At 66.9% G+C, this 12,384-nt stretch carries 10 protein-coding genes; 6 read left to right on the top strand and 4 right to left on the bottom strand.

The annotated features are described in order from the left end of the window. Positions 1–17 precede the first annotated feature (17 nt). The 3 genes from rluD to AC1DJN_RS03550 are packed head-to-tail and all read left to right on the top strand — an operon-like array spanning position 18 to position 2,205. Complete coding sequence (gene rluD / locus AC1DJN_RS03560; RefSeq protein ID WP_049469884.1) at positions 18–1,007, top strand: 23S rRNA pseudouridine(1911/1915/1917) synthase RluD; 990 nt, start codon at positions 18–20, stop codon at positions 1,005–1,007. Next, positions 1,007–1,780, top strand: a complete 774-nt coding sequence (gene pgeF / locus AC1DJN_RS03555; RefSeq protein ID WP_442251806.1) for a peptidoglycan editing factor PgeF — start codon at positions 1,007–1,009, stop codon at positions 1,778–1,780. The genes rluD and pgeF overlap by 1 nt, the downstream gene beginning before the upstream one ends. Beyond that, positions 1,780–2,205: a thiol-disulfide oxidoreductase DCC family protein gene (locus AC1DJN_RS03550; RefSeq protein WP_442251805.1), complete on the top strand. Its 426-nt coding sequence runs from the start codon at positions 1,780–1,782 to the stop codon at positions 2,203–2,205. Before pgeF ends, AC1DJN_RS03550 begins: the two co-directional genes overlap by 1 nt. Positions 2,206–2,276: 71 nt before the next feature. On the opposite strand, the gene otsA is transcribed toward AC1DJN_RS03550, so the two are convergent. The 4 genes from otsA to AC1DJN_RS03530 all read right to left on the bottom strand — a co-directional run bounded on the left by otsA (position 2,277) and on the right by AC1DJN_RS03530 (position 8,815). Further along, positions 2,277–3,641 carry an alpha,alpha-trehalose-phosphate synthase (UDP-forming) gene (otsA, locus tag AC1DJN_RS03545; RefSeq protein ID WP_032975160.1) on the bottom strand — a complete coding sequence of 455 codons (1,365 nt, stop codon included), beginning with the start codon at positions 3,639–3,641 and terminating at the stop codon, positions 2,277–2,279. Continuing rightward, positions 3,638–5,419 (bottom strand): glycoside hydrolase family 15 protein, encoded by a 1,782-nt coding sequence (locus tag AC1DJN_RS03540; protein WP_478038882.1) that lies wholly within the window; start codon positions 5,417–5,419, stop codon positions 3,638–3,640. Before AC1DJN_RS03540 ends, otsA begins: the two co-directional genes overlap by 4 nt. Positions 5,420–5,457: 38 nt before the next feature. Beyond that, the gene (gene otsB / locus AC1DJN_RS03535) at positions 5,458–6,216 is read right to left on the bottom strand and encodes a trehalose-phosphatase (protein ID WP_032975220.1); all 759 of its coding nucleotides are present in this window, start codon (positions 6,214–6,216) and stop codon (positions 5,458–5,460) included. 166 nt (positions 6,217–6,382) lie between these two features. After that, on the bottom strand, positions 6,383–8,815 hold the full coding sequence (locus AC1DJN_RS03530) for a TonB-dependent receptor plug domain-containing protein (protein ID WP_478038881.1): 2,433 nt from the start codon (positions 8,813–8,815) through the stop codon (positions 6,383–6,385). Between the two features lie 238 nt (positions 8,816–9,053). Here AC1DJN_RS03530 and AC1DJN_RS03525 point away from each other — a divergent pair, with 238 nt between their 5' ends. From AC1DJN_RS03525 to AC1DJN_RS03515, 3 genes are all read left to right on the top strand, one after another. Then, positions 9,054–9,530 (top strand): DUF3574 domain-containing protein, encoded by a 477-nt coding sequence (locus AC1DJN_RS03525; protein WP_025874309.1) that lies wholly within the window; start codon positions 9,054–9,056, stop codon positions 9,528–9,530. A 36-nt stretch (positions 9,531–9,566) separates the two neighbouring features. Further along, entirely contained in the window at positions 9,567–10,427 is an 861-nt protein-coding gene (locus tag AC1DJN_RS03520; RefSeq protein WP_442251802.1) for an SH3 domain-containing protein, read from the top strand. A gap of 109 nt (positions 10,428–10,536) precedes the next feature. Next, positions 10,537–12,255, top strand: a complete 1,719-nt coding sequence (locus AC1DJN_RS03515; protein WP_025874311.1) for a thiamine pyrophosphate-dependent enzyme — start codon at positions 10,537–10,539, stop codon at positions 12,253–12,255. The last annotated feature ends 129 nt before the right edge of the window (positions 12,256–12,384 follow it).

Genomic DNA, 12,384 nt, shown 5'->3' with positions numbered 1-12,384 from the left:
CGAAGATGCCCCCTGCCATGTCTGAACAACCCTCCGAATCGGCCCGCCAGGCCATTGTCCCCGACACCTCCGCCGGCCGCCGTTTCGACGCGGTCGTGGCCGAGCTGTTCCCCGAATACTCCCGCTCCCGCCTGACCGAGTGGATCAAGGCCGGCGACGTCCTGCTGGACGGCGCGCAGGCACGCCCGCGCGACGCGCTGCGCGGCGGCGAGGTGGTCACCCTGCAGGTGGTGCTGGAAACCCAGACCAGCGCCGAGCCGGAAGACATCCCGCTGGACGTGCTGTTCGAGGACGAGCACCTGCTGGTGATCAACAAGCCGGTCGGCCTGGTCGTGCACCCCGGTGCCGGCAACCACAGCGGTACTCTGGTCAATGCGCTGCTGTACCGCGACCCGTCGGTGGCGGTGCTGCCGCGCGCGGGCATCGTGCATCGCCTGGACAAGGACACCAGCGGCGTGATGGTCGTGGCCCGCACGCTGGAAGCGCAGACCGCACTGGTCGAGCAGCTGGCCGCCCGTGACGTGCACCGCCAGTACCTGGCCGTGGTGATGGGCGCGCTGGTGGCCGGTGGTACCGCAGATGCGCCAATCGATCGCCACCCGCGCGACCGCCTGAAGATGGGCGTGCGCGAGGATGGCAAGGAAGCGGTGACCCATTACCGCCTGCGCGAGCGCTTCCGTGCGCATACCGCGCTGGAATGCCGCCTGGAAACCGGGCGTACCCACCAGATCCGCGTGCACATGGCGCACCTGCGTCATCCGATCGTGGGCGATCAGCTGTACGGCGGTGCGCTGAAGCTGCCCAAGGGGGCCAGCGACGAGCTGGTGGCCGCGCTGCGCGGCTTCAAGCGCCAGGCCCTGCATGCAGAGACCCTGGAGTTCGTGCATCCGATCAGTGGTGAGCCGGTGCGCAACACGGCGCCGGCGCCGGCCGACATGCTGCACCTGATGAAGGTGCTGCGCGAAGACAGCGCGGCCTTCGCCGAGCGTGAGCGGGACCGCTGGTAATGACTACCGCGCTGCCGCTGCCGCTGCTGCAGGCTGATTGGCCGGCGCCCCCGGGCGTGCATGCACTGACCACGCGCCGGCATGGCGCGGGTATCTCGCCAGCGCCGTTCGCCCAGTTCAACCTGGGCAACCGGCATGCGGCCGACGGTGACACCCCGGCCAACGTCGAGCACAACCGGCAGCTGCTGCAGCAGGGCTTGGCACTGCCATCGGCGCCGCATTGGCTGCGCCAGGTGCACAGCAGCACCGTGCTGCGTTTCGGCGCGCCGCCGGTGGAGGGCGCCAGCGAACCGGTGGCCGATGCCGCGGTGACCTCGGTGCCCGGCGTTGTGCTGGCGATCCTCACCGCGGACTGCCTGCCGGTGGTGTTCGCCGCTGTCGATGGCAGCGAGGTGGGCGCCGCCCATGCCGGTTGGCGTGGCCTGGCCGACGGCATGCTGGAGGCCACCGTGGCCGCCATGCAGACGCCACCGGCGCAGCTGCGCGCGTGGCTGGGCCCGGCAGCGGGACCGGCCGACTACGAGATCGGCGAAGAGGTGTACCACGCCTTCGTCGGCCACGACGCGGCCGCTGCGGCGGCCTTCGTGGCGACCCGCCCCGGTCACTGGAAAGTGGATCTGTTCGCGCTGGCGCGACAGCGCCTGCAGGCCGCGGGCATGGAGCTGGGCAACATCCACGGCGGCACGGTCTCGACCATGGCCGATGCGGATCTGTACTCGCACCGTCGCGACCGCCGCACTGGCCGGATGGCGACGCTGGTGTGGATGGACTGATGCGCGGGGATCGCGCTGCGGGGGCAGAACCTGGCGGCGTGATCGTCTTCGATGGCGTCTGCGCGTTGTGCAGCCGCTGGGTGCGTTTCCTGCTGCGGTTCGACCGGCAGGAACGCTTTCGCTTCGCGGCGATGCAGGGCGCGCAGGGCAGCGCGATGTTGCGCGCGCATGGCCTGGACGCGCACGACCCGACCTCGTTCCTGCTGTTGGACGGGCAGGGCGCGTGGACCGATACCGATGCGATCCTGCGCGTGCTGGCGGCACTGGGTGGTGGCTGGCGCCTGGCGGCCGTACTGCGCGTGCTGCCACGCCGCTGGCGCGACGGGGCCTACCGCATATTGGCACGCAACCGCTATCGCTGGTTCGGGCGCCATGACACTTGCTACCTGCCCACCCCGGAACAAGCCGCGCGGTTCCTCGATTAAGCGCCGCCGGGCGTGGCCCGGCGCTACCCCGTGCCCGGATCAATGTAGCGCCGGGCCATGCCCGTGGGCGGTCAACCTTCCAAGGCTTCGAGGTAGCTGCGGCGCCAGTGGTTGATGTCGTAGGTGCGCAGGTGTTCCATCATCGCGTGCCAACGTTCCTTGCGCCGGTGCAGCGACATCGTCGCCGCAGTGGCGATGGCATCGGCCACGCCGTCCAGATCGTGCGGGTTGACCAGCAGCGCCTGCTTCATTTCATCGGCGGCGCCGGCCAGCAGGGACAGCACCAGCACGCCGGGATCTTCCGGGTCCTGCGAGGCAACGTATTCCTTGGCGACCAGGTTCATGCCATCGCGCAGCGGGGTCACCAGGCCGACAGCGGCGGCACGRTAGAAGCCGGTCAGSGTGGCGTGGGTGAAGTTCTGGTTGACGTAGCGCAGCGGTGTCCARTCCGGCTCGGCGTGGCCACCATTGATGTGGCCGGCGATCTGCTCCAGCTGGCTGCGCAGTTGCCGGTATTCGGTGACATCGCCGCGCGAGACCGGTGCGATCTGCAGGTACGTGAGCGAGCCGCGCTGGTCGGGATGGCGCTGCAGGTAGCGTTCGAAGCCGAGGAACCGTTCGGGCAGGCCTTTGGAATAGTCCAGGCGATCCACGCCGATGGCGAGCTGGCGGTCGCGCAGGCTGCTGCGCAGGTTCTTCACGGCCGCCTTGCTGGCTGCGGTGCTGGCCTGGCGGGCGATCAGCTCGGTGTCGATGCCGATGGGGAACGCCGCGGCTCGGAAGTGACGTCCACCGGGCGCTTCGAGCTTGCCGTTTTCCAGTACCCGGCCACCGCCGAACAGACGCAGGTAGGTCTGGAAGCGATCGGCATCGCGCTGGGTCTGGAAGCCGACCAGGTCATAGGCATACAGCGCCGAGAACAGCCGCAGATGGTCGGGCATGGCCTGCAGCAGGTCGGCCGAGGGCATCGGGATGTGCAGGAAGAAGCCGATGCGGCAGCCGATGCCGCGCTCGCGCAGCATCGCGCCGAGCGGAATCAGGTGATAGTCGTGGATCCAGACGATGTCGTCTTCGCGCAGCAGCGGCGCCAGCTTGTCGGCGAACAGTGCATTGACCCTGTGGTAGGTCTCGCGGGTGCCGCGGTCGTAGTCGACCAGGTCCAGGCGGAAGTGCAGCAGTGGCCACAGCGTGCGATTGGCGAAGCCGTTGTAGTAACCGTCCACATCGCGCTTGGCCAGGTCCATGGTGACGTACTGGATGTCACCATCGCGCTGCTCGTGCAGCGCGCCACTGGCCTCGCGCACGCTCTTGCCACTCCAGCCGAACCACAATCCGCCGCGTTCCTTCAGCGCCGCCAGCAGGCCCACGGCGAGGCCACCGGCACGGTTCTCGCCGGGCACAGCCACGCGGTTGGATACGATGACAAGACGGCTCATGAAGCCTCCTGCCAGGACCGCGACAGGCGCATCGCCGCAGTGATCAGGCCGACATGCGAGTAGGTCTGCGGGAAGTTGCCCCAGGCTTCACCACCGTCGAAGGCAAGGTCCTCCGACAACAGGCCCAGATGGTTGCGTTGCTGCAACAGTGATTCGAACATGTCGCGCGCCTCATCCATGCGGCCGATTGCAGCGAGCGCATCGATGTACCAGAACGTGCAGATGGTAAAGCTGGTTTCCGGTTCGCCGAAATCATCCGGCGCGATGTAACGGTACAGCGCGTTGCCGTGCTTGAGGTCGCGGCCGATGGCCTCGACGGTGGCGACGAAGCGTGCGTCGTTGGCGTCGATGAAGCCGATGTCGGCCAGCAGCAGCAACGAGGCATCAAGGCGATGGCCATCGAAGGTATCGGTGAAGTGGCCGAGCTCCTCGCTCCAGGCTTTTTCCATGATGCGTGCGTGGATGGTATCGGCACGCTCGCGCCAGTACTGTGCACGGTCATCACGCTTCAGGCGCACGGCGATCTTGCACAGGCGATCACACGCCGCCCAGCACATCGCGCTGGTGTAGGTATGCACTTCGGTGCGGCCGCGGAATTCCCACAGGCCGGCATCGGGCACGTCGTGCAGTGCGAACGCCTGTTCACCCAGCGGTTCGAGCCGGGCAAAGGTGTGGCTGTCACCCGGATCCTGCAGGCGACGGTCGAAGAACAGCTGGGTGGAGGCCAGCACCACGCTGCCGTATACATCGTGCTGGCGCTGCACCCAGGCCAGGTTGCCGCGCCGCACCGGGCCCATGCCGCGGTAGCCGGACAGGCTGGGCACTTCGTCCTCGTCCAGCTTGGCTTCGAAGCCGATGCCGTACAGCGGCTGCAGGGTGCCGTCGGTGGTGGCCAGGTTGAAGATGTAGCCGAGGAACTGCTCCATCGTGCGGGTGGCGCCCAGACGGTTCAACGCGCGCACCACGAAGGCGGCATCGCRCAGCCAGCAGTAGCGGTAGTCCCAGTTGCGCACGCTGCCGGGCGCTTCCGGAATCGAGGTGGTCATCGCCGCGATGATCGCGCCGCTGTCCTCGTACTGGCAGAGTTTGAGGGTGATCGCACTGCGGATCACCGCGTCCTGCCATTCCAGCGGGATGGACAGGTACCGCACCCATTCGCGCCAGTAGTCGCGGGTGCGCTGGAAGGCTTCCTGCACGTAGCCGCTGATGGAGCGGTTGAGCGATTCATCCACGCCCAGAATCAGGTGGATGGGATGGTTGAGCACGAACGGCAGGCCATCACGCACGAAGCGCACAGGAACGTCGGTGGTCAGGCGCAGCACATGCTCGGGCAGGATCCAGCGCACGTGGTTGCTGCCCCAGGTGGACTCGGGCACGCGCGCGCCCCAGTCGGTCAGAGGTCGTGCGCGGATCACGATGCGCGGGCTGCCGGACAACGGTCGCACCTGGCGAATGAGGCTGACCGGCCGGTAGAAACGGTCGTTCTGGCGCCAGCGCGGGGCGAAATCGAGGATTTCCAGCGCGCCGCCATGCGCATCGCGCAGCACGGTGCGCAGGATCGCGGTATTGGTGAGGTATTCCTGTTCGCTGCCGGCGAAGTCCTCCAGCTCGATGGCGAAGTCGCCGCCGGTCTGCTGGTTGGGGCTGAGCAGGGCACAGAAGGTCGGGTCGCCGTCGAAGGTCGGCAGGCAACTCCATACAACACGGGCGTGTTTGTCGACCAAGGCGCCGAAGCTGCCGTTGCCGACCACGCCCAGATCAAGATCGGGTTGGGTCATCACGCGGTACATCTCGGTTGCGGCCGTGGGGGCCGGGGTCAATACGCATTCTCACGCAGCCAGGCGTGCACGCTGCGTATGTCGGGCAGCGCGAACACCGCCGCGCTGGGTTCACGTTCGCCGATCAGCACGCTCCAGCCATGCAGGCCATTGGCCGCATCGAAGCCGAATTCATCGGTCAGGTCATCGCCGAGGAACACCGGCAGACGACCACGGAACGGCAGGTACTGCATCAGCCGACGTACGGCTCGGCCTTTGTTGGTAGCCACCGGGACGAATTCGACGACATGGTCGCCCGGCTGCAGGCGATAGCTGGCACGGCCGCGAACATGGCGCTCGGCGAAGGCGCGCACATCGTTGGCTGCATGCGGCGCGCCACGCCAGTGCAGGGCCAGGCCTACGCCCTTGTTCTCGACCAGCACGCCGGGGTGGCCATGGGCGAAACGCATGGCTTGTTGATGAAGCGCATGCAGCCAGTCGGCGGTGTCGTCACCATGCTCATCGCGTATCACGTGCCCGTCCTGCGCACGCAGTTCGTGGCCATGCAGGCCCGCAGCGGGAAGCTTGAGCGGCGCGAACAACTGGTCCAGCTGTTCAAGCGGGCGACCACTGACCAGTGCCACCGCACCTTCCAGGCGATCGCTGATGCGGCCGATGGCTTCACGCACATCGGGGAGAAGCTGCACGGCGTCGGGGCGTGCAGCGAATTCGATCAAGGTGCCATCCACATCGAGGAACAACGCGCAGGCGTCGTCCAGCAATGGAGGTGGCGGACGCAGGGGGAGCGGTTCAGCCATGGCGACCACCATGCCAGCGGCGGCGTGTACGCGGGGTCGAGGTCAGGCTACGGCTGGTGCGGACCAACGGTCCGCACCCACCCGATGGGTGCCGGCGCACCCACCCGCAGCGAGCCATCGCGTCCCGGTGGGTGCCGACCGTTGGTCGGCACGTTGTTCGCAGCAATCAGAACGTGTAGCGCACGCGACCGTAGTAGTACGCACCGTTGCTGCCGATCGGCGACAGCACGTCGTAGGGCAGGTTGCCGAAGTAGTGGATGTCCTCGTTGGAGCGATCCGGGTAGTTGTCGGTCAGGTTCTGCCCACCGATGGCCACGCTCCACTGCGGGGTGATGCGGTATTCCACTTCCGCATCCAGCTGCCACTCGGCCTGGTAGGTCTGGCGGGGAATGTAGCCATCACCGAAGTTGAATACGCGGGTCGCGCTGCCGTAGCGGTTCACCCGGCTGCTCAGCGACCAGTGGTCGTTGCTCCAAGCGGCTGAGAAACTGCCACGGGTGCGCGGGGTGGCGTCGGTCAGCGTATTGGTCTCTTCGATGCCGAACAGCACGTAGTCCGGGTCCAGCGCCTGCAGCTGCGCCGGTGTGGCCAGCACGTTCTTCAGCGTGGTCTTGGTGTAGGCGTAGGTGCCGGTCAACAGCAGCTGGCCATCGCCCAGCGACTGCCGCCAGTTGCTCACCAGCTCGGCGCCGCGGGTGCGCGTGTCGGCGGCGTTGACGAAGAAGCTGGCGCTCTGCAGGCCGCCGACGCCGTAGTTGGTGGCCACGTAATCGGTCAGCGCATCGCCGGTGATGCTCTCGGACAGTGCGATGCGGTCGTCGATGTCGATCTGGAAGAAGTCCAGCGACAGGTCGAAGTGCTCGCCGATGCGGCTGGTGAAGCCGAGCGAGGTGTTCAGCGACTTCTCCGGCTTCAGGTCCTGCGCACCCAGGCCACGGGCGATGGGGTTGTTGACCGAGAGCAGGCGGCCCTGCACCAGCTGGCCGCCGGCGTTGTAACCGGTGGAGGTGGATTCGTAGCCGATCTGCGCCAGCGACGGTGCGCGGAAATTGTTGGAGATCGCGCCGCGCAGGGCGAATGCCGGGGTGAACTCGTAGCGCAGTCCGAGCTTGCCGGTCAGTTCGCCGCCGAAGTCATCGCTGTGCTCGTAGCGCGCGGCCAGGTCGGTGGAGAATTTTTCGCCGAACTGGCTGGACAGGCTGGCGTAGACGCTGGCCACATCGCGCGACAAGGTCGCCGCGTCCTGCGGAGTCAGGCCACCGCCTGCCTGCGAGCCGGTCGGACGATCGGTGTACGGGCCGGCGGCGTAGCTGGCCGGGTCGCCTGGACGGGTCTGGTAGCGCTCGTGGCGGGCTTCGGCGCCCAGGCCCAGGGTGTGGCTGATGCTGTCGCTCTGCGAGAACACGCGGCTCAGGTCGAAGTTGCCCACGGTCTGCGCGTACTCGTAGTCCGCGGTCTTGAAGCGGGTCGGGCTGGTCGGGCCCAGCGAGGCATTCAGCGAATCGCGCAGACGATAGGTGAAGTCGTTCTGGCCGTAATCCAGGCTGCCGTCATAACTCCATTCACCCCACTGCCCACGGATACCGGCCACCGCCTGCACATCGCGGTTCTCGCCTTCGGAGATCGGCCGGTAGCCATTGGGGTAGACCTCCTTCCAGTTGGCATCGCCATCGGGATAGCGGAAGTAGTTCGCGCCTTCGGTATCACGCTGGTTGAAGGTACCGAACGCATAGAACGTCGCGGTCTTGCCCACCGGAATCTCGGTGTTCAGCCACAGATTGATGTCCTTGCTGGCGCCATCGCCGAGCACGTAGTTGCGCTTGCCCTGCAGTGCAAGATTGGCCTCGGTCTGGTCCCACGGCGGAATCTGGTCGAAGCCGGCGCGGTTGGTGCCGTTGCGCTTCTTGTATTCCAGGCCGACGCGCAGGAAGCCGCCGTCTTCGCCCAGCGAGGTGCCGACCTTGGCACTGAGGTTGCCCGTCTGGCCGTCGGTGAGGGTGCGGCCGATCGGCTTGAGGTCGGTGTGGTTGGCGCCGTAGCTGGCTTCGATCTCGCCGCCGTCGCCGCCGTTGTCGAGGATCACGTTGATSACSCCGGCCACSGCGTCRGASCCGTACAGCGCRCCGGCGCCRTCGCGCAGYACTTCGATGCGCTTGATSGCGCTGAYCGGRATKGCGTTGAAGTCSACCGGCGTGGTGCCCTTGCCGATCTTGCTGTCGGTGTTGACCAGCGCGSTGYKGTGGCGGCGCTTGCCGTTSACCAGCACCAGYACCTGGTCCGGCGACAGCCCGCGCAGCTGCGCGGCGCGCACGTGGTCGGCGCCGCCGGAGTTGGACTGGCGGGGGAAGTTGAACGAGGGCAGCAGGGCCTGCAGGGCGCTGCCCAGCTCGCCATTGACCACGCCGGCCTTGCGGATGTCCTCGGCGGTCAGCACGTCCACCGGCGAGGTGGATTCAAGCACGGTGCGGTCGGCGGCGCGGGTGCCGGTGACGATCACCGTGTCCAGGTTGGTGGCGGCGTCCTGGGCCGAAGCCAGGGCGGGGGACAGGGCGAGCGCGATGGCGAGGCCGAGCGGCGACGCGGACAGGCGGGGGGACATGCGGACTCCAGCAGCAACAACGTGGGGAAGGGGGGGAGATAGTTTCACTTACATCCATCCGGATGAAGCGATATATTATCTTGGCGTGAGGAGGCGGTGCGATGCAAGTCCCGTCTCCCATTGCATTACTTCATGCCTTGCCGGCATGAGGGCATTGGTTGCAGCCGCAACCGAGGCGCAGGTGTACCCTCCGTGCCCCTTCGTCGTGCTTTTTTCCCTTCCCGGAGTGCTGTTCCCGATGAAACACCTTGGCCTTGTCTTCGCCGTGCTGCTGGCCACCAGTGGCTGCGCCAGCCTGTCCTCCAAGGCGCCCAGCGCCTATGCCACCACCGCCGACCTGCAGGGCGACGCCGCGCGTCCGTCCAGCGGCCACGGCTGGGTGCGCAGCGAGCTTTATTTCGGCGTGGGCGAAGAGCAGGGCGCCGGTGACCGCCCGCAGGCCGACACCATCAGTGATGCGCAGTGGCGCGCGTTCCTGGACAAGGAAGTGACGCCGCGCTTCCCGGACGGCCTGACCGTGTTCGATGCCTACGGCCAGTGGCTGTTCCGTGGCGATGCCTCCCCGAACCGCCTGCGCACCAAGGTGCTGGTGGTGCTGCACGAGGACAGCCCGCAGCGCCGCGCCGACATCGAAGCGATCCGTCTGGCGTGGAAGCAGCAGACCAAACACCAGTCGGTGCTGTGGTCGCGGCAGGCGGTTGACGTATCGTTCTGACCTGGACGCGCCACTGTGGCGCTGCAGGGAATGACGATGGCACCCAGGGAAGTGCTGATGGCGGTGATGCTGGCCGGTCTGTTGGCGCCGGCGGCACAGGCGCAGGACGAGGACCGGGGCCTGCTGCGGTTTTCGCCGGCRGCGGGCGTGCAGGCGTCGGTGGAGGTACAGGAGGACGGCATGCTAGCCGTGCTCCTGCAGCCGGCAGGGAAACGGCAGCGCCTGCCTGGCGCGCCGGACGCCGAGGGACATTCGCGCCTGAGCGCAGAGGACCTCGATTTCGACGGGCGTCCCGAGCTGGTTGCGCGCGCGGCGGTGGGCATGGTCAATGAGGCCGTTGCGGTCTATCGCTTCGACGTGGGCAGCGGTGAGTTCCGCGCACTGAAGGCGGTGACCCATGGAAACGACCAGTGCGGTGACCTGATGGGCCTTACCGCCGACGCCGCCACGCGCACGCTGACCGCCAGCTGCCGCAGCGGGCCGATGTGGTACACCGACGTGTATCGCTTCAACGGACCGCAGCTCTATCTGTACCGCGGTGAGAGCGTGTTGATGCTGGGCGATACGCTGAACCGGGCGCTGCACTGGGAAGAGACCGAGAACCAGGGGCCACTGGCGGTGTGGCGTACCTACGATCCCTCCGGCAAGGTGCTGGAAAGCGCCATCGGCGACGGGCTCGGCGCACCAGCAAGCGGTGCGCCGCTGGTGGGGCTGATGGCGAGCGTGCTGCCTGCGCGCCTGTTCCTGTTCGATCATCCCGGTGCGTCCAGCACGCAGCGCTACCTGGTGCAGGGTGATCGCGTGGAGATGCTGGATGAGCAGGATGGTTGGGTGAAGCTGCGTTATCGCAACCCGAAGCGCGGCGCGGTGACGGGGTGGATCAACGTCAACGATTGACGGCAGCCCTGCCCGGAGTTTGCACGACAAGGCGATCGGCCTCTTGCCCACGGGAGCATCACTTCACCGGGACTAGCCTCGGGGTTCCCCCTTGCAAGGCTGTAGTCCCATGAGCAAGCGCGTTGCCGAGATCGTCGTCGATACCCTGCAGCAGGCGGGCGTCCGCCGTTGTTATGGCATCGTCGGCGACACCCTGAACCATGTCACCGACGCACTGCATCGCAGTGAGATCGAGTGGGTGCATGTCCGCCATGAAGAGGTCGCGGCGTTCGCGGCCGGTGCCGATTCATTGATCAGTGGCCAGCTGACCGCCTGCGCGGGTTCGTGCGGTCCTGGCGGTCTGCACTTCATCAACGGCATCTTCGAGAGCAACCGCAACCGCGCGCCGATGGTGCTGATCGCCAGCCAGGTGGTCACCAGCGAACTGGGCATGGAGTTCCCGCAGGAAGTGGATTTCAAGGCGGTGTACGGCAGCTGCACCGTGTTCTGCGAGCAGGTGCACAGCCCGGCCCAGGCACGGCGCGTGGTGGCGCTGGCCTGCCAGGCGGCGATCAGCCGCCGCGGTGTGGCGGTGGTGATCCTGCCGGCCGACATCAGCGAAGCGGAAGTGAAGCACGATGTGCCGTTCTCGGTGCATTACACCCAGCCGGTGCTGCGCCCCTCCGAGGCCGAGCTGCAGCACATCGCCGAACTGCTGGGGCAGGGCAAGCGCATCGGCATCTATGCCGGCGCCGGTTGCCAGGGGGCACATGCGCAGCTGCTGGAACTGGCGCGGCGCCTGCAGGCACCGGTGGCRCACACATCGCGTGCGAAGGACTTCGTCGAACCGGACAACCCGTACAACATGGGCATGACCGGAGTCTTCGGCATCGAATCCGGGTTCCACACGTTGATGGAGTGCGACACGCTGCTGCTGCTCGGCGCGGATTTCGCCTGGGGCCAGTTCTATCCGGACAAGGCCACGATCATCCAGGTCGACCGCGACGGCAGCCACCTCGGTCGCCGCCATCCGGTGAACCTGGGCGTGGTCGGTGATATCGCACCGACGCTGGACGCGCTGCTGCCGATGCTGCCCCCGCGCGAAGACAGCAGTTTCCTGGACGAATGCATCGAGCACCGCGACAAGGCGCTGAAGAAGCGCGAGCAGGAGGAACAACCCGGCGAAGGCGAACTGATCCATCCGCAGCACCTGACCGCGCTGCTGTCGAAGTACGCTACCGACGATGCGCTGTTCACCGCGGATGGTGGCTCGCCGATGGTGTGGGTGCTGCGGCACATCCGGGTGAATGGCCGGCGCCGCACGCTGACCAGCCTGCTGCACGGCACGATGGCGAACGCGATGCCGCAGGCGCTGGGTCTGCAGAAGGCCTTCCCGGGGCGGCAGGTGATTTCGTTGTCCGGCGATGGTGGGTTGGCGATGTTGCTGGGCGACCTGCTGACCGCGGTGCAGGAGAATCTTCCGATCAAGGTGGTGGTGTTCAACAACGGCTCGCTGAATTTCGTCGAGCTGGAGCAGAAGGTGGAAGGGCTGCTGGACAACTACACCGACCTGAAGAATCCGGATTTCGGGCGGTTGGCCGAGGTGATCGGCTTCCATGGCCGCACGGTGACCCGCAGCGAGGACCTGGAAGAAGCGGTGCAGGATTTCCTGGCCCAGCGTGGGCCGGCGCTGCTGGATGTACACACCAGTCGCGCGGAGCTGGTGATGCCGCCGCAGATCGAGGCCAAGCAGGTGGCAGGCACGGCGTTGTATGCGGCCAAGGCGGTACTGAGCGGTCGCATCGACGACGTGAAGCATCTGCTGGTGGACAACTTCCTGAAAAAGTGAGGGTTGGGGGTTTGATGCAGGGCTGCGCCCTGCACCCTGCACCCGCCGAATCAACTTTTGATCTTTCTTCCGTGGTTGGCGTCCGCAGGAAACTGTCAGGGGCCGGGCGGGGTGCGGGGGGGGGGGGGG

The organism is Stenotrophomonas sp. 05L414_2 (genome assembly GCF_056397905.1).
The sequence above is the reverse complement of the archived record's forward strand: the minus strand, read 5'-3'. Positions and strand labels throughout refer to the sequence as shown.